Annotated in this window: 17 protein-coding genes and 1 pseudogene; 4 read left to right on the forward strand and 14 right to left on the reverse strand. The window is 70.3% G+C overall.

The genetic code is table 11. The features are described 5' to 3' along the window. Positions 1-177 precede the first annotated feature (177 nt). The 5 genes from ACZ60E_RS10020 to ACZ60E_RS10040 all read right to left on the reverse strand — a co-directional run bounded on the left by ACZ60E_RS10020 (position 178) and on the right by ACZ60E_RS10040 (position 4417). On the reverse strand, positions 178-816 hold the full coding sequence (locus tag ACZ60E_RS10020) for a dihydrofolate reductase family protein (protein ID WP_469439302.1): 639 nt from the start codon (positions 814-816) through the stop codon (positions 178-180). 31 nt (positions 817-847) lie between these two features. Then, positions 848-1546 carry an HAD-IA family hydrolase gene (locus tag ACZ60E_RS10025; RefSeq protein ID WP_469439303.1) on the reverse strand — a complete coding sequence of 233 codons (699 nt, stop codon included), beginning with the start codon at positions 1544-1546 and terminating at the stop codon, positions 848-850. A 168-nt stretch (positions 1547-1714) separates the two neighbouring features. Further along, the gene (locus tag ACZ60E_RS10030; RefSeq protein WP_469439304.1) at positions 1715-2293 is read right to left on the reverse strand and encodes a dihydrofolate reductase family protein; all 579 of its coding nucleotides are present in this window, start codon (positions 2291-2293) and stop codon (positions 1715-1717) included. A gap of 130 nt (positions 2294-2423) precedes the next feature. Further along, entirely contained in the window at positions 2424-3872 is a 1449-nt protein-coding gene (locus tag ACZ60E_RS10035; protein ID WP_453791138.1) for a WGR domain-containing protein, read from the reverse strand. A gap of 146 nt (positions 3873-4018) precedes the next feature. Then, on the reverse strand, positions 4019-4417 hold the full coding sequence (locus tag ACZ60E_RS10040; RefSeq protein ID WP_469439305.1) for a hypothetical protein: 399 nt from the start codon (positions 4415-4417) through the stop codon (positions 4019-4021). Between the two features lie 105 nt (positions 4418-4522). On the opposite strand from ACZ60E_RS10040, the gene ACZ60E_RS10045 reads away from it, so the two are divergent. Both ACZ60E_RS10045 and ACZ60E_RS10050 read left to right on the forward strand, forming a co-directional pair. Continuing rightward, complete coding sequence (locus tag ACZ60E_RS10045; RefSeq protein WP_384816514.1) at positions 4523-4852, forward strand: antibiotic biosynthesis monooxygenase family protein; 330 nt, start codon at positions 4523-4525, stop codon at positions 4850-4852. Positions 4853-5131: 279 nt separating this feature from the next. Further along, positions 5132-7204: a CASTOR/POLLUX-related putative ion channel gene (locus ACZ60E_RS10050; RefSeq protein ID WP_469439306.1), complete on the forward strand. Its 2073-nt coding sequence runs from the start codon at positions 5132-5134 to the stop codon at positions 7202-7204. A 128-nt stretch (positions 7205-7332) separates the two neighbouring features. On the opposite strand, the gene ACZ60E_RS10055 is transcribed toward ACZ60E_RS10050, so the two are convergent. The 5 genes and pseudogenes from ACZ60E_RS10055 to ACZ60E_RS10075 all read right to left on the reverse strand — a co-directional run bounded on the left by ACZ60E_RS10055 (position 7333) and on the right by ACZ60E_RS10075 (position 11452). Next, positions 7333-7536, reverse strand: coding sequence for a cold-shock protein (locus tag ACZ60E_RS10055; protein ID WP_107014587.1), 204 nt, complete (start codon positions 7534-7536; stop codon positions 7333-7335). A gap of 277 nt (positions 7537-7813) precedes the next feature. Continuing rightward, positions 7814-8659 carry an SDR family oxidoreductase gene (locus ACZ60E_RS10060; protein ID WP_469439307.1) on the reverse strand — a complete coding sequence of 282 codons (846 nt, stop codon included), beginning with the start codon at positions 8657-8659 and terminating at the stop codon, positions 7814-7816. 17 nt (positions 8660-8676) lie between these two features. Next, positions 8677-9318 (reverse strand): DUF1707 SHOCT-like domain-containing protein, encoded by a 642-nt coding sequence (locus ACZ60E_RS10065; RefSeq protein ID WP_469439308.1) that lies wholly within the window; start codon positions 9316-9318, stop codon positions 8677-8679. 214 nt (positions 9319-9532) lie between these two features. Next, positions 9533-10903, reverse strand: a complete 1371-nt coding sequence (locus tag ACZ60E_RS10070; RefSeq protein WP_469439309.1) for an outer membrane protein assembly factor BamB family protein — start codon at positions 10901-10903, stop codon at positions 9533-9535. Further along, a pseudogene (locus ACZ60E_RS10075) lies at positions 10900-11452 on the reverse strand (SigE family RNA polymerase sigma factor). The gene ACZ60E_RS10070 and the pseudogene ACZ60E_RS10075 overlap by 4 nt, the downstream one beginning before the upstream one ends. Positions 11453-11772: 320 nt before the next feature. Here ACZ60E_RS10075 and ACZ60E_RS10080 point away from each other — a divergent pair. Continuing rightward, positions 11773-12171, forward strand: coding sequence for an STAS domain-containing protein (locus tag ACZ60E_RS10080; RefSeq protein WP_469439310.1), 399 nt, complete (start codon positions 11773-11775; stop codon positions 12169-12171). A 116-nt stretch (positions 12172-12287) separates the two neighbouring features. Here ACZ60E_RS10080 and ACZ60E_RS10085 read toward each other — a convergent pair whose 3' ends face one another. Then, on the reverse strand, positions 12288-13844 hold the full coding sequence (locus ACZ60E_RS10085; RefSeq protein ID WP_469439311.1) for an MFS transporter: 1557 nt from the start codon (positions 13842-13844) through the stop codon (positions 12288-12290). 176 nt (positions 13845-14020) lie between these two features. Beyond that, entirely contained in the window at positions 14021-14659 is a 639-nt protein-coding gene (locus tag ACZ60E_RS10090; protein ID WP_469439312.1) for a class I SAM-dependent methyltransferase, read from the reverse strand. A 151-nt stretch (positions 14660-14810) separates the two neighbouring features. On the opposite strand from ACZ60E_RS10090, the gene ACZ60E_RS10095 reads away from it, so the two are divergent. Next, positions 14811-15425, forward strand: a complete 615-nt coding sequence (locus ACZ60E_RS10095) for a helix-turn-helix domain-containing protein (protein ID WP_384804147.1) — start codon at positions 14811-14813, stop codon at positions 15423-15425. Positions 15426-15484: 59 nt separating this feature from the next. On the opposite strand, the gene ACZ60E_RS10100 is transcribed toward ACZ60E_RS10095, so the two are convergent. Together ACZ60E_RS10100 and ACZ60E_RS10105 are read right to left on the reverse strand one after the other, a co-directional pair. Beyond that, positions 15485-16174, reverse strand: a complete 690-nt coding sequence (locus ACZ60E_RS10100) for a response regulator (RefSeq protein ID WP_469439313.1) — start codon at positions 16172-16174, stop codon at positions 15485-15487. Continuing rightward, complete coding sequence (locus ACZ60E_RS10105) at positions 16171-17382, reverse strand: sensor histidine kinase (RefSeq protein ID WP_469439314.1); 1212 nt, start codon at positions 17380-17382, stop codon at positions 16171-16173. Before ACZ60E_RS10105 ends, ACZ60E_RS10100 begins: the two co-directional genes overlap by 4 nt. Positions 17383-17384: the final 2 nt, after the last annotated feature.

Raw genomic sequence — 17384 nt, forward strand, 5'->3', positions numbered from 1 at the left:
GCGTCGACATGTCGGCGGTAGAAGATCTCGAACGCCTCGGGATCGTACTTCTCTCCCGGCGGACCGCCCCGGCGTAGCTTGTCCGGTCCCAAGATGCTGGCCTCTCGTCGTCGGGCGTGCTGTCACTTCTACTTGGCCCGAAGCGGGAAAAGCGTTACAGCCCTCAACCCGCACGCGTCAGCGGCGGACCAGCACCGCGTGGGTGACGGCCGGCGAGGTGATCAGCTCGGACACGCGGTAGCCGTCGATGCCGTCGCCCAGATTTTCTAGCAGCCGTTCACCGCGCCCGATGAGCATCGGCGCGATCACCAGGTGGAGTTCGTCGATGAGTCCGGCGCGCAGGTACTGCTGGATGACCGCCGCACCGCCGCCGATCCGGACGTCCTTGCCGCCCGCGGCGTCGAAGGCGCGCCGGAGCACCGTCTCCAGCGGGTCGTCCGTGAAGTGGAAGGTCGTTCCGCCGGCCATCTCCAGTGCCGGGCGCGGATGGTGGGTGTGTACGAAGACGTCGTGATGGTAGGGCGGGTTGTCGCCCCACCAGCCCTTCCAGGACTCGTCCGCCCACGGCCCGCGCTGGGGCCCGAACATGTTGCGTCCCATGATCGTGGCCCCGATGTTCCGCTCGCCGCGGGCGAGGCGGTCGGCGTCGATTCCGGTCTTCCCGGCGGCGGAATCCTCCGTCGCGGCGACGAACCAGCTGTGCAGTTCGTCGCCCCAGCCGACGCCGTCGCCGAACGGGGCGTCCAGGCGCTGGTTCTCACCGGCCACGAAACCGTCCAGGGAGATCGTCACATTGTGCACGCGGACCTTGGGCACGGCATTCACCTCTCGTGTTGATGTCGGTCTCTCACCCTTGCGTCGTACGGAGCGTGCTCGGATCGACATCCCCACGCATGTTTTTCCGGCGGAGCTGATTCCCGCGAGCGGTGTCGGGTGACGCGGCACCGCTCAGGTGCTCTGCGATCCTGGTGATGGTCCGCTCGTTGTCCTCGAAGAGGTGAGCCCGCAGTCCTGCCGCTCGGGCCGCCGCGATGTTGACGTCGTAGTCGTCGATGAAGAGGCAGTCCGCCGGGCGGACCTGCAGACGAGCGCACGTGATGTCGAAAGCCCGTGGATCGGGCTTGCAGACACCGATCTCGTGGGAGTAGAGGATCTCCTCCACCAGCTCGCCGAACCCGTACCTCGCTGTCTCCAGCTCCCGGACGCCCACAAAACTGTTGCTGAGGATGCCCAGCCGACAGCGGGACCGCAGCCCCCGGACGTACTCGATCAGCTCCACGTTCGGGGTCCCCAGGTACTCCTCCCACAGATCTGACATGAACGACTCGATCCGCGGGGCGTCGAGGCCGAGCCGGACACCGACCTGTGCCCGCACCTCAGGCTCGGTGATCGTCCCGACCGCGCCGGCCTGCCAGACATCGTCCAGCCGCCGGTCCACGGTCCCGTGGGGCAGTCCGAGCCGCTCGTCCCACTGGTGAAGCCATCCTGTCGGCGGTGTGATCTCCAAGACCCCGCCGATGTCGAGAATGACGCAGCGCGTTTCCATCCAAGGTCCCCTCCTCCAGGTCTCCGGTCCCGGCAAAGGACACGGAGAGCGTCGGCTTTGTCGGTGGGCACACCGTGGGCCCTCGCCCTTGGGCAAGGTCAAGACCACCAAGTGTGTGGGCCGGAAGCGGCGCCCTTCGGAGAGGGGGTTCGAGGGGCATGGCTGGGTTCAGGCATGCAGGGTCGGGCGGTAGATGAGTACCTGCGTGCGGCCGTCGAGTGTTCGGCTCTCGATCAGTTCGAGGTCGAAGTCGGCCGCGCCCTGGAAGATCGGGTCGAGGCCCGTCCTACCGGTGATCACGGGAAAGAGCGTCACCTGGACGCGGTCGACCAGACCGGCGGCCATCAGCGCCCGGTTCATCGACGGGCTGCCGTGCGAGCGCAGCGGTACCTTGGACTCCTCCTTGAGCCGGGCGACGACCTCGACCGCGTCGCCGTTCACGAGGTCCGCGTCCTGCCAGTCGAGGGGGCCCTTCAGCGTGGTCGACACCACCGTCGCCGGCAGGTTCGTCATACGGGTGACCCACGGGTCGTGCACCTCGGACGCCACGGCGCTTGAGGCCAGGATGCGGGCGAACGCCCGATAGGTGTTGGCCCCGAAGACCATCCGCTGCTCCTCGCCGTACAGGGCGAGGCGGTGGTCGAGCAGCTCGGGACCCTGCTTGCCCCAGTAGCCGGTCCAGTCCCCGCCGGCGGCACCGAAGCCGTCGAGGCTGGAGAAGACGTCGAACGTGTAGGGAACGGTCATGATGCTCTCCTCGGGACGGAGCCGGGACCGGTGAGTCCTGTCGTGGATGCAGACCGGCAAACACGGCACAACTCATCGGTCCCGGCCTCTGGAATCCGTCCCCGGCCGCCCCGGATACGGGGCCGACCGTCTACAGCAGGCGCCGGATGTCGCCGCGGACCCGGTAGAAGCCGCCCGCCGCCGGGTGCAGCGCGTCCACGACGTAGCGGGCTCCGGGCTCTCGTATCGTGCGCGGGAACTGGACGTTCCAGGACTGGTCGTAGCCCTCGGACACCACGTGGACGCGCAGGCGGCCGGTCGTCTGGACGCACTCGACGACGATCGCTCCGGCGGGGGCCTGCGAGACACTCGCCAGTGCGGTCACGGCTGTGGCCGGTTCGTACGTCGGCAGAGCCGCGGCGAGCTTGACGTCCCGGGCGACCGGCACGGTGCCCTGCTGGGCCGCCGCGATGGCCGCCTCGCTCGCGTCCACGCACACCAGCGAGCCGTCCGTGGTCACCAGGTACAGCCGCTCGTCGCGGTACTGCATCGACAGCGCCGAGCCACCGCCGGTGCCCAGCTTCCACAGGCGCGTGCCGTCCCGGTCGAAGCAGTACACCGACGAGGACGCGTCCCCGGCGAAGACGAACCGGCCGCCGGGCGAGGTGGCACATGAGTAGACCGCGCTGTCGCAGGAATAGGTGGCCTCGACCGTGCCGGTCGCCTTCGACAGCCGCTGGACCACCCGGTGCGCGGTGCCCGCGAACACGGCGTCCTGCTCCTGCCAGCCGAACAGGACCCCGCCGCGGGTCGGCGTGTGCCACAACTCGCCGGTCCCGTCCGGCGCGTACGCGCTCACCCCGCTCTGGTGGCCGTGGTAGACGGCCCGGTCGTCGGCGCGGACCATCCAGCCGTGCTCGCCCTGACTGCGGCGCGCCCACTGGTGCTCGTCCTCGTGGTCGATGACGGTCAGCCGGCCCTCGCGGTCCGACACGTTCAGGACGCCCTCATGGATGTCCAGCCAGAAGATGTCGACGTCCGCCGCCACGTCGTACGCCGCGAACGGCAGCTTCGAGGACAGGTCGTAGACCCGGCCGTCATCGCAGCCCGCGTATATCCAGAAGTCGTCGGCGACCAGGCACTTCACACCGTCCGGCAGGCTGAAGCGGGCCAGGACACCACCGTCGTGGTCCAGGGTGAAGACGTCACCCGCCTGGTTGCCCACCCAGCAGCGGTCGTCGTCGACATGGATGCCGAACGCGGACGACCCGGTACGGAAACGCCACAGCACCGGGGCCACGGACCGCGCGGTGGAGGGAGCCGAGGCCACCTGACGCCGGGTCACCGCACGGGGCGCACGCTGTCCGGCGACCGCGGGGGCGTATCCCTTGCGGACCTTCTCCCCCACCTTCTTCGCGGCGGCGGCGCGCGCCTTGTCCACCGTGGGGAACGTCGTCGTCTGTATCTGTCCGGCGGCACCGATCCGTCCGTACCGCACTGTCACCACCAGCCCGTCCACGGCCACTTCGTAGAACTTGTGCGCAGCACCGTCCTCCTGCGACAGCTCCAGATACGTCGTCGACGCGGACCCACTAGACATGACAGAACCCTCCCCGGAACAGGCCCCGCGGTCTCTCCAGCGGGTCCCACTGCTCACACCGTAGAGGCTGCCACTGACACTCGGCCGATCAGCCCCGTACGTCCGCCGGGCCCGAGCACGCCCACCCCCGGGACGAGGGTCAGGAATCAGCCGTCCTTCTGGCCCGCCTGGCCCGCCTGGCCCGCCTCGTCCTGATGGTCCGCCTCATCCGGATGGTCCGTCTGGTCCGGCGCGTCCGCGTCGAGTTTCGCGAGGTGGTCCTCCCAGCGTCGGCGGCGCTCGTCCTGGGACTGTTCCCACCAGGGCGTGCCACGTTCCCCCAGCGCGACCTTCGCATGCTGCACGCGCGACCGCGCCGACCGCTCGGCCGACGCGTCGTCGACGGTGGTCGCCGCACGCACAGCGCGGCGGGCCGCCATGAGGTGACGTCGCAGACGGGCTGCGACGTCCTCGGGCAGGGAGGGGTCCGTGGCCCGCCATTTCCGCCCGTCGATGACGACGTGGTGTCCGTCGGGAGTCTTCTGCGGTCCGTCATGCGCGTTCACACACGCAATTCTGTCCGTACGTCGGCCGGGCGGCGCGGCAAGGCCGTCAGCCGCCACGCGCACCCCGTCGTCCGACGCCGGGCGCGGTCACGGCAGGATGGGCGCATGAGCGTAGTCAAGATCAACGTCCTGACCGTCCCTGCCGAGCAGCGGGAAATCCTGGAGAAGCGGTTCGCGTCCCGCGCGGGCACCGTCGAGAACTCCGACGGCTTCGAGTGGTTCGAACTCCTCCGCCCGATCGAGGGCACCGACAGCTACCTCGTCTACACGCGGTGGCGTGACGAGGAGTCCTTCACCGCGTGGATGGAAGGCAGCATGAAGGCGGCCCACCAGGGCGGCGGCGCGGAGGGCGGCGAGCGGCCCAAGCCGGCGGCGAGCGGTTCCACGCTGTGGTCCTTCGAGGTCGTGCAGCAGACCCCGCCGCGCGGCGCGTAGTTCCGCGCCCCGCGTGCCATGGGGCCAGTGGGTCATTGGGTCATTGGGTGACTGGCCCATTGGCCACTGGCATCCGCTGACGACCCCTGTCAGCCGCTGAAGGCCGCCGCGCGAACGTGACGTGTCCCGAAAGGATGAACGTCATCGTGTCCGGGCGTGTCTCCGGCATCGGACCAGCACTCTTGCAGACCAGGGCACTGCCGTTACGCGTGCGGACGGTGGTGCCCCTGGTGTGTCGGCGGTGCCGTCCGGGGCGGGCGGGGGAAGCAGGGGTGCGCAGTGGAGCGGCAACGGCCGACCTCTTTACGGGACCGGGCCCGCTACCGGTTCGACACGACGCTGGCCCGCAGCACGGGGATGCTGGTGAGCTGGCTGGTGGTGTCCTGCCTGGCGGTGGTGGTGCCCGTCAGTGCGCTGGTGGTGTGGACGGACCCCGGCTCTCCGCGTTCGCTGTCGGGCCGCCTGTCGGCGGTGTGGCGGACCAGCGCGGAGACACTGCGGCTCGGCGCGCCGACGGGTGCGCCGATGCGGATGGCGCTGTCGGTGCTGCTGGGGATCGTCGCGCTGCTGTGTGTGTCGACCCTGGTGGGGGTGATCACCACCGGACTGGGTGAACGGCTGACCGAGTTGCGGCGGGGCCGCTCGATGGTGCTTGAGCAGGAGCACGCGGTTGTCCTGGGCTGGTCGGACCAGGTGTTCACGGTGGTGGGTGAGCTGGCCGCGGCCCGGGCCGGCTCCCGGTGCGTGATCGCCGTCCTGGCCGACCGGGACGTCGCCGAGATGGAGGAGGCGCTCACAGCGTCCCTGGGGCGGGGCTCCGCTGTCCGGCTGGTCTGCCGCAGCGGCTCGCTGACCACGGTCGACACCCTGGCCCTGGTCACTCCCCGGGCCGCCAGTTCCGTACTCGTACTGCCCTCGGAGGCTCCGGAGGCGGACAGCGAAGTCGTACGTGTCCTGCTGGCCCTGCGGGCGGTCCTCGGTGACGAGGCCGGTCCGCCGGTCGTCGCGGCCGTGCGCGACCGCCGTCAGCTGCCCGCCGCCCGGCTCGCCGCAGGCCGGCGCGGCACGATCGTGGAGACGGACGCGACGACGGCGAGACTGCTGGTGCAGTCGGCGCGGCGCACCGGGGTGGGCGAGGTTCTGCGCGACCTGCTCGATTTCTCCGGCGCGGAATTCCATCTCGTGGATGTGCCACCGGCCGTCGGACAGGGGCCCGCGGGCGCTCGCTTCGGGGATCTGCTGCTGCGCTTCGAACGGTCCAGTGTGGTGGGCCTGTTGAGTCCGGGCGGACAGCCGCGGCTCAGTCCCGCTCCGGACTCCGTCGTCGGCCCGGAGGACCGGCTCATCGTGATCGCGCACGACGGTGTGCCGGAGGCGCCGGTCGACTGTCGTGCGTACGTCGACCCGACGGCGTTCGCGGCGCCGCAGCCCGACCGGGGCGGGCCGGTGCGGGTGCTGCTGCTCGGCTGGAACCGTCGCGCGCCCCTGCTGATGGAGGCACTGCGCCACAGCGTCGCGCCGGGGTCGGTACTCGATGTCGTCGTCGACGAGTCGCAGACGGCTCCCGTCCAGGACCAGGCCTGTTCCCTGCAAGGCGCGGCACGGCTGACCGTCTCCTGGCGAAGCGGTGAGGTGCTGCACCCGGAGAGCCTCGCGGACCTGGATCTCTTCGTCTACGACACGGTGATCGTGCTTGGGGCGGACACCGTGGACGGCCCGGGGCATCCCGACGACAGGGTCCTGGTCACCCTGCTGATGCTCCGGGAGCTGGAGATTCAGGCGGGCCGGACCCTGCCGGTGGTCGCGGAACTCGGCGACCACCGCAACCGGGCCCTCGCGCCGCTGGGCCCGGCATCCGATGTCGTCGTCCGGGGTGAGCTGACCGGCCTGCTGATGGCCCAGATCGCGCACAACCCGCATCTGGCCGCCGTGTTCGGGGAACTGTTCGCGGCGCACGGCGCGTCGGTGCATCTGCGGCCGGCCCACCACTACACGACACCTGGGCGCGAGACCTCGTTCGCGACGGTCGTGGCGGCCGCCCGGGGGCGGGGCGAATGTGCCGTCGGCTACCGCCGTACCGACCCGGAGGCAGGCACCGGCAACCTGCACGAACTGCGGCTCAGTCCGGCCAAGACCGAACGACGGGTGTGGAACGCGCGGGACGAGGTGGTCGTCGTGGCGAACGACTCCGCCGGGCCCGACCAGCCGCACGGCACTCTCAACGCGGTACCCGGCATGCGCCACGACCACGGAGACGACACCGCGTTGTCCGGCGGTTCACCCGGACGGCAGTCACCCCACGGCTCCCCGGAACAGGACCGGGCGCGCGGAGAGAACGGCACGACGGGGTGACACACCCGCACCCCTGAACGCGGTTCGGCGCACCCGACTACGCGCTTACGCAGGGGTGTTGCCGGGCGGGACGCGTCGGTGGCCCCCGGAACAGCTGTTCCGGGGGCCACCAGCGTCTGGCTGTGAGATCAGGCGGGGGTGATGTTCTCCGCCTGCGGGCCCTTCTGGCCCTGCGTGACGTCGAAGTTCACGACCTGGCCTTCCTGGAGCTCACGGAAGCCGGAGGCGTTGATGTTCGAGTAGTGGGCGAAGACGTCGGGGCCGCCACCCTCCTGCTCGATGAAGCCGAAGCCCTTCTCGGCGTTGAACCACTTGACAGTTCCCTTGGCCATGCTGGTGCCTTCCAGTCGATATCGGACCCACACCGCGTGAGCCCGGAGGTGATCGCCCTGGTCCTGCACTGCACAGCAAAATGCCCGCACCGGAGCGCGGGCAGGTACTGCGAACCACGACATCTGGGGATGACGCTACACGGCGAAACCGGCTACCACCAGAGAGCAACAGGACATGATCCCGAACATGTCGCGCGGGCCGCCCGGTGGAAGGCCGGGTTGCTGTGCCCACCGGGGCAACCCGGGTGGTGCCGCACGCGTCCACCGGGGCCGAGGGTCACACCTGGGCGGCGAGAAACCTGCGGGCGCCTCGCAGTGTGGTGCGCAGTTTCCGCTGGGTCGCGCGGCTGTCGAGCCGGACATCGAGAGGGCCGGGAAACGCACTGCCGACGCGCAGACCGGTGGGCAACCGGGAGGCGTCGATGCCGTCGCGTTCGGCGATGAGAGTGCCGAGTTCATGACGGCTCAGAGCGTCTGCACCTGCAAGGTGGTGAACACCTTGGGCGTCCATCGAAGCCAGTTCCAGGATGGCCGCGGCCAGGTCGGCGACATGGACCGGACAGCGGATGTCGTCGGTGAACAGGCAGCCGTCGCGGACGCCTGCGGCGAGTTCATGCACAGTGCGTTCGTGACCGGAATGGCCGGGACGACCGGACCGGCCGTCGCCGATGATCAGCGAGGTACGGGCCACGACGGCTCGCGGGTGCACGAGCAGGACCCAGGTCTCCGCCGCCGCCTTCGCCGCTCCGTACGGGGTGACGGGGTCGGGGAAGCTCAACTCGTCGTAGTGGACCCGGGATCCGGAGAAGACCGCGTCGCTGGAGACATGAACGAGACGGCAGCCATGTCTTGCCGTTGCCATCGCAATGCGGACCGGGCCCTGGGCGGTGACCGCCCAGTCCGCCTGGCCGCTCGACGCGTTGACGACCACCTGGGGGCCGACCTCGGCCACGACCGCGTCCACCTGTTCAGGGTCCCGCACATCGAGGTGCCGCCAGTGGACTTGGGCGGCGCTGCCGGGTTCGGTCGCGTAGGTCGCGACCGTGGGTGGCCCGGCTGCCGCCGCCTGCCGGATCAGCTCAGTGCCCAGAAAGCCGCTGCCGCCGATGATCAAGATCGTCACGAGGTGACACCGCAGACCTACGCGGACCTGCGCAGCAGCCACTGTCCGAACGTCCGGCGCGCGGGCCGCACCACCACGCGGCCGTGCGCCTTCTGGCCGACCAGTTCCACCCGCAGAACAACCGGCGTTTCAGGATTCGCGGGCGCCTGACGGTACTTGACCCTGCTGTGCACCAGCTGCAGACCGTCCATGTCGACCACGACGCCCGGCTTCGTGACCAGTGTCAGGGTCTTCCCCGTCATGGCCACATCGATCCGCAGGGTGTCGTGCGTGATCACTGCCTCGGTGAAGTCGAGTGTCACCTCGCAGAAGGTGACCACGAGTTCCAGCCTCCGCGGCACCACCCAGTGCCCCACACGCTCGATCGCGCCGCTGAAGACCTGTTCGATCCGCACGACGTCCTTGGCTTCCACCCCGGTCCCGCCGACCGTGGCCACGGTCGGCGGCAGATCGGTGGTGAGCGTGGCCAGTTCGCCCAAGGTCCTTGCGGACAGGGCGACTTCGAGGCGCTCGTCCAACTCGTCCGCGGTCAGCAGGCCGTCTCCCGCCGCGATGCGCAGCACGTCCACCACCCGGTCCCGGTCCGCGTGCGAGGCACGCAGTTCGGGCGACGAACCGGGGCCGGAAGGCTTCCCGGTGGGCGAGATCTCTTCCGACATGCTTCCGTCCTGGTCCGGTCGAACGTCTCCGCGCGACGCGGTGAGCGGCGCGAGAGAAAGACTAGCGCTGTATCGCGACACGCATTCCGACCGGACCTCACGGAGGACCGACGAAGGACCAACGGAGGACCAGTGGTCGGCGCCGGTTCGTACGACGCACCGCGTGGGGCCCGGGTTCCCCCGCCGGGTCCCACGCGGCCTCCTCGCGATCCGGCTACGAGCCCGTCCCGGCCGGTTTCGGCTCGATCCGGAACAGCTCGCCGCCGATCTGGCCGACGAGCCCCCGGTCGTAGAGCATCAGCTCGGGAGCGATCCCGGCCTCCACCGGGCTCTTCGGCACGTCCACCGCGCCGCGCCAGCGCACCGCGCCGCTGTCCAGGTCGAGACCCACCAGGTGCCCGGACGGATCGAGGTAGTACGCCACCCGGCTGTCGAGGTCCACCACGGCGGCCGAGGGCAGTTCCCGCATGGTCGGATCGCCCGACTCCTTGCGCAGTTTCAGCCCCAGTGCGTGGGACCAGAGCCGGCGGCCGTCGGCGGCGGAGTACGCGATGACGTTGCCGTTCCTGCCGGTCACCAGGACGATTCCGTCCGCGACCGGGCCCATCGGCAGGCCGTCGACGCGGTGTTGAGACACCTCGCCCGAGCCGAGGTCGACGCGGGTGAGGGTGGCCGGACCCGCGTCACCGAAGAACTTCTGCCCACCGGCCATACCGCCCAGCAGTACGGTGTCCCCGTCCGTGCCGATGTAGGCGGTCGGGCCCTCGACGGTCGCGACCGTCTTCGGCGTGCCGGTCTCCGGGTCCAGCCGGACGACGGTGCTGAGCTGCGGGGCCTTGTCGCTGTCCGGCGAGCACATCAGGTAGGGGACGCCACCGATGGCTGTCCGGTCGCAGTCGGCCTTCTTCCATGAGTACGTCCACAGCGAGTGGCCCGTCCTGTCGTCTAGCGCGACGACGCTCTTGAAGGTCGGGGAGTTGGCGAGGACCCCGCCGTCGAACAGCACGGCGGACGACCGGTTGCGGCTGTCGTCCGCCAACTCATGCTTCCACAGCACCTGTTGTGTCTTGATGTCGAGGGCGACGAGATCGGTACCGGCCCGGGAAGCCCCCGGCGAGTGATTGGCATACGTGTAGAGCACGCCGTCCCTGGCTCCGGGGAGCGAGCCCGCCGGGGAGCGGCCACCGTTGACGTCCTGGGCCTTCTGCCGCCAATCGACCTTTCCGGTACGGGCGTCCACGCCGATTCCGTCGAACTCCACCCCACGGCAGTAGACGGCCCCCGTACCCGTGGTGCAGGCGTCCCAGGACGTACTGGGCAGCGTGGTCTGCCACAAAAGCCTGCTTTCCTTGCTGACCCGTGTGGAGGGTGGCTGCGGCCCGTCGTCGCCGCCCGCGCCGGTGGCGAGGACCGCGCCGAAGGTGATGCCGGCGACGCCGAGGACCGCGCCGGCGGTCCGCACGAAGGTGCGTCGCCGATGGCGGCGCACGAGGCGGTCGGCGACGCCCGCGGGGGCGCTCGGATCGTCGGGGGTCCACTCGTGCAGGACGTCCCGGATCACGCGGTCGAGCTGGTCGCCGTTCATGTGTGGGCTCCCTTCGGCAGGTTGCTGCTGGGGACGATGGCCGCAGCCCGCTCCGGCGTGTCCAGTTCCGGCGCGAGACGGCACAGCCGGGCCAAGGACCGGTGGGTGGTGCTGCGCACCGTGCCCACGGAGCAACCCCGGGGCGGCTGCCACCTCCGTCTCGGGCAGGTCCTCGAAGTAACGCAGCACCAGCATCGTGCGCTGCCGCGGGGTCAGCCGGGCGAGCGCCTGGCCAACGGTGATCCGCAGGTCGGCGGCGGACGTCCCGTCGGCGACGCCGAGATCGGCCGGTGGCGTCGCGAACGTCGGCTCGCGATGCGGGCGGCGCAGGCGCCACCGGCTGATCTGCTGCCGGTACATCACCTTGCGTACGTAGCCCTCCGGGTCCTCGATGTGCCGCCAGCGGCTCAGCGCCTTCATCAGAGCGGTCTGCACCAGGTCCTCGGCCTCGTGCCGGTCGCCGCCGGTCAGCAGGTTCGCCAGGCGCAGCAGAGTGCTCCACCGGCTTTCGACGTAGTCCCGGAATCTTTCGTGGTCCTGCGGATCCATGGGCCCTCCCCTTCCCTAACGCACCCAAGGACGCGCCGACCCCTGACGATCTATGCCTCCCGGTTCGGAGTTTCTTCTCCGAGGCCAGGGCTTCAAGGGCGTGACAGCACCTTCACGGGCCCACCGCAAGCCACTTGGCCATCATTCATTCGATCGGGTGATCCGGCGGACAGGCATATCGTTTCTGCGTGCCCACAGCGCCCTACCGTGCGAGTGAGGCGACCTGGACCCCGTGAGCCTGCAGGAACAGATCGGCACAGACTCCGCATTGCCGTGCCGCAGTGTACGGAGACCCGGACGACGTTCATGGTGAGGCCCTCATGCCGCTGCACGATTCCCGCCCGCTGCCCCCTACAGATCTGCCCGGCGCCCATGCCCGTTGCTTTACGCGCGGCGGGGCCACGGTGGTCGAACTCCACGGGGAGATAGACGTCTTCACCGTGGACAAGATCGCCATCGACCTCGACACCGTGACCGGGCAGCCCGTGCCGCACGTCATCGTCGATCTGCGGCCGGTGTCCTTCATGGACTCCAGCGGCCTGCACCTGCTGAACCGCGCCCATCATCGTGCCCGCGCCCGCAGCGGCGGTATTCGGCTGGTCAGCGACCAGCCGCGCATCCGGCACCTGCTGCGGCTCACCGCGCTGGACCACATCCCGCTCTCGGCCACCCTCGACGACATGCCCGCCCCCACGCCCGCCGTCACGGCCCATCGGTAGCCCGGCCCGCGATGGCGGCCAGGGCCCTACCCGGTGCCGGTCGACGAACTCGCCGGCGCCCCGGGGATCGGACCCCCGGATGCACCTGCCGCCATTCGCCCGCAACGGCATGACCGTCATCCCGCTGACGCGCCAGGCCCCCGTTCCTTCGGGCCGCGCGCGAGAACATGGACGAACAGGATCGCCATGACCGCCGCGCCTGCCCACATCGCCTGCTGCCAGCCGTCGACGAAGGACTCCTGGGCAGCCCGGACCAGCCCCTGCGCGTGCGGGTCGGTGCCGTCGGCGGCCGTGAGCGCGTTGGTGACGCCCTCACGGGCTCTGTCGGCGGCGGCCTCCGGTACTCCGTCGAGCCGGGAGTCGACGGCGCTGCGGTAGCCGGCGGTCAGGACCGTTCCGAGCAGCGTGACACCGAGCGCGGTGCCGAACTCCCGCGTGACGTCGTTGAGTGCGGACGCGACACCTTGACGCTCGCGGGGCAGGGCGGCCGTGATGGCCTCTGTGGAGGGTGTCATCGTCAGGCCCATACCGACTCCCATGGCGAGCATGCCGGGGAGGATCGAGAGGTAGCCGCCGTCGACGGAGACGAAGGCGGCCATGAGGACCAGTCCCGCTCCGCCCAGGAAGATCCCCGCGGCCATCGTCGAACGGCTGCCGATGCGCGCGGCTGCCCTTGGCGCGAGGCCGGAGGCGACCATCATCAGCAGCGCCATCGGCATGAGCGCCAGGGTGGAGCGAAGACCGGACCAGCCGAGCACCGCCTGGAAGTACGGGAAGAGGACCACGAAGATCCCTGCCTGCACTCCGAAGACCGTCAGGAGCGACAAGGACCCACTCGCGAGACCTCGCTCCCGGAACAGGCGTACGTCGAGGAGTGGAGCCTGTCGCTTCAGCTCCCACGCCACGAATCCGGCCGCTGCGACGGCGCCGACGAGGAGGCTCAGGAGCGTCGCCGGCGCGGTCCAGCCTTGTTGGGGGCCCTCGTGGAGAAAGAGGACGAGCCCGACCACCGCGACCACGGACGTCAGCGAACCGATGCCGTCGAACGCGTGCGGCGACTCCTCGCGCGAGTCCGGGATGGATCGCAGTGCCATGACGACGGCGACGACGACGAGCACGACCGGCAGGACGAAGAGCCACCGCCAGCTGGCCAGGTCGACCAGGACGGCCGACAGGTACATCCCCAGGATGCCTCCACCGCCGGCGACGCCCGTCCACACGCCGATCGCCTTGGAGCGCTCCTCGTCCGGGAAGGTCGAGGTGATGACGGACAGGGTGACCGGCATGATCATGGCTGCGCCCACGCCGCTCAGGAAGCGCGCGGCGAGCATGATCTCGGCCGACGTGGCGAGGCCGGCCGCCGCACTCGCCACACCGAAGAGGAGCAGGCCCGCGACCAGCATCGGTCTGCGCCCCCACCGGTCGCCCAGCGCGCCGAGCGGCAGGAGCAGCGCGGCCAGAGTGATGGTGTAGAGGTTGATGAACCACAGGACCTCGGCCTGCGACGCGTCGAACGCGACGGTCAACTCCGGCTGGGCGACGTTCAGTCCGGACACCGAGGCGATGACGGCCATGAGCGCGACGCAGACGCCGACGAGGATGGTCCGCCGTTGTCGTGGGTCCTGGATGGTCGGGTCGGGAGCCTGCGCGCCCGGGGACAGGTTCGTACTCATGGGATTCCTTCTCACGGGACTTCTCTGACGAGTGCAGCGGGACGCGGCGCCGCGGCAGCGGTTCCCGGCGACGTGGGGCGAGGGGCGTGGGGCGTGGGGCGTGTGATCAGGGAGGTGTGATCGCGCGCGTGCGATCTGGGGCGTGCGACCAGGAGTGTGCGATCACGCGTGAGTGATCAGGGGCGTCGGGTGGCGCGTACGACGACGTCGTGGAGGGGGACCGCTCGGCCCCCGCGGCCGGTGAGCGTACGAGGCCCCTCTTCGGCGGTGACGATCTCCCACTCCCCGCCGTCCAGGCGCGCGGTGATGGCCTCGGCGGTGGCCGACGCCTCGGCAGGAGGGTGGTGTCCGTGCCCGGTGGGGCCCGAGGTGTGCAGGTGTCCCACGATGAGCAGCGTGCCGCCGGGGGCCACCCATCCGGCGATACGGTCGTAGAACTCCAGCTGGGGCATCGCCGGGTGGGCGTAGTGGGTCATGACCAGGTCGAACCGCGTGTCCGGGCGCCAGCTGCCCAGATCCGCCTCGACCCACCGCACGCGCTCGGCGGCACCGCTCGCCGCCGCGCGCTCGGCGGCCAGGGCGAGCGCCTCGGACGAGATGTCGGCCGCGGTGACCTGCCAGCCATGGGAGGCGAGCCGGATCGCCTCGGCACCGCTGCCGCACCCCGCGTCCAGGGCCGTGCCCGGTGTCAGGCCGTCGGTCTCACGGGTGAGGTACGGGTTCGGCGGGTTGCCGGCCATGGATCCGGGTCGGTCGGCCGACCCCTGTTGCCAGTGCCGTTCCCAATATTCCTTGTCGAATCCGTGCGTCGCCACTACGCCCTCCATGTTCGTGACACCCCTCTGCGGGTGCGTTTCTCGGTCCGAACCTCGGTTCGTTCCTCGGCTCGTGCCTCGGCTCGTGCTTCACAGTGCAGAGGGGTGGGGCCATTCGGCAAACGTCGTTGCCGAATGGCAAAATGGCGGCATGGACGAAGCGATCGACCGCACTCTGGACGCCGTCGGACCGAGGCTGAAGCGTCTTCGGCTGAACAGGGGCGTCACGCTCACCGACCTCGCGACGGAGACCGGCATCTCCACCAGCACCCTGTCCCGGCTGGAGGCCGGCCTGCGCCGCCCCACGCTGGAGCAGCTGCTTCCGCTTGCTCGCGCCTACGGGGTCACGATCGACGAGCTGGTCGACGCACCGCCGACGGGCGATCCCCGTATCAATCTGCGTCCCATCCCCTGCGGTGACGGCTCGGTCGTCCTGCCGCTGACCCGCAGGCCCGGGGGCATCCAGGCCTACAAGTTCGTCCTGCCGACCGGAAACGACGACGCCGAACCCGACCTGCGTACCCACGAGGGCTATGACTGGGTCTACGTCCTCAACGGAACGCTCCGCCTCGTCCTCGGGGAGCACGACCTGATCCTCCGGGCCGGGGAGGCCGCGGAGTTCGACACGCGCACCCCGCACTGGTTCGGGGCCACCGGCGCGGGCCCCGTCGAGTTCCTGAGCCTCATCGGAAGACAGGGCGAACGCGCACACGTCCGGGCCGCGCCCAAGCAGGTCCTGGTCGAGCGAGCCGAGCCAGTCGAGTAGGTCGATGAGCCGAGTGAGAGGTCAGTCAGAGGTCAGTGCGAGGGCTCGGAGACCGAGGGTCAGGCCAGGCCCGCCGCGATGGCCCGGCGTACGGCGTCGGGGCGGTCCCGGATGCCGGCCTTGGCGAACAGGTTGTTGATGTGGGTCTTGACCGTGGCCTCGCTGATGAAGAGCTTCTCGGCGATGGCCCGGTTCGGCAGGCCCTGGCCGATGAGGGTGAACACCTCGCGCTCGCGTGGAGTCAGGTCCGGTGGAAGTGCCTGGTCCGGGGCCGACGGACGGGCGCGGGCGGTGGCGAGGAGACGGTCCTGGACCTCTCGGTCGAGCACGGACTGTCCCGCGGCGGCGGCGCGGATCGCTCGGATGATGTCCTGGCGCCCCGCGTTCTTCGTCAGATAGCCGCGGGCTCCGGCGCCCAGTGCGGCCAGGATCGATTCGTCGTCGGCGAAGGTGGTGAGCACGACCACGGCGACCTGGGGGTGTTCCTCGCTCAGGCGGCGGGTCGTCTCGATGCCGTCCATCACGGGCATGCGCAGGTCCATCAGGACGACGTCCACCGATGCGGCGGCCACGGCGGCGAGGACCTCGGTGCCGTCCGCCGCGGCGGCGACGACCTCGATGTCCTCGGACATGCCGAGCACCGCGGCAAGGGGCTCGCGGACGGCGGCCTGGTCGTCGGCGACGATCACCTTCAACCGCTGTGTGTCATCCGCCTTCAACCGCTGCGTGCCATCGGTCGGTTCACTCATCCCGGGATCACTGCCTCCACCTGCCAGCCGCCTTGGTCGGGGCCCTCGGTGACCGGGCCCGCGGTAATGGTGCCACCCAGCAGGGCGACGCGCTCACGCATCCCGATCAGCCCCATTCCGCTGCCGACACCCGCGGTCACCTCGCGGGTCGCGGGCCCGTTGCGGATTCTCAGTGTCGTCGATGCGGCGTCGAACGTCAGCTCCACCCCGGCGTCGCCGCCCGGTGCGTGCCGGGCGGCGTTGGTCAGCGCCTCCTGCGCGATGCGCAGCAGGTTCTGGGTGACCTGGGCCGGCAGTTCGCGGGCGGCTCCGGTGACGGTGAGGGCATCACGGTGGCCGGAGGACTCGACCATCGCGCTGAGGCTGTCGAGCAGCGGAAGAGAGTCCTCCCGCAGCGCGTGCACGGTCCACTGGGCCTGCTTCAGGCTCTCCTTGACCATGCTGTGTGCCTTGTTGTTCGCCTCGCGGACCTTTTCCAGGTCGCCGGTGTCGATCAGGGCGTCCGCCAGTTCCAACTGCATGTTGATCCCGGCCAGCGAGTGGGCCAGTACGTCGTGGACGTCCCGGGCGATGCGGCCGCGTTCGGTGAGTACGGCGGTCCTGGCCTCGGCGCGGGCGGCCCGCTCGGCGGACTCGGCGGACGAGAGCATCGCCTCCATGGCGCGCTGTCTGCTGCGGCTGAGGATTCCTGCCACCACCGGAACGCCGATGGTGAGGCCGACGGTCCAGGGCAGCACCTCGTGGCCGGGGCCCAGGCGGAAGTACAGGACGCCGCTGCAGAGGAGGCTGGTCAGAGCCGCGAGCGAGAGGGCCTGCTTCAGAGGGAGCCGGTAGCCGATGTGGCCGACGAGGAAGTAGGCGAACAGGTAGCCGGAGCCGGTGCGGCTGACTCCGATCAGTGCGGCGGCCGTCACGACACCCGTGGTCAGCCAGACGAGCGCGACACGGGGCGGAACCTTGGCGTCGGGAAGGTGCCTCGCCATCAGGGCCACGGAGTTGACCACGAGCAGGGCGGCCACCGCCAGACCGCGCCCGCTGGTGTCCAGCGGGCGGACGGTCACGAACGAGGCGACGACGACCGACAGGGTGATGGCCCACTGCAGCCGGGGGTCCTGGCGGGGCACGACCCGAGGGCCGGGCTCCCTGTCGGGGGCCGGCCCGGGGTGCGGGGCGCTCACTGATGCGGACACGCCGCGACCATAGCCCACGG

The sequence above is a fragment of the Streptomyces sp. NPDC102514 genome (genome assembly GCF_055584525.1).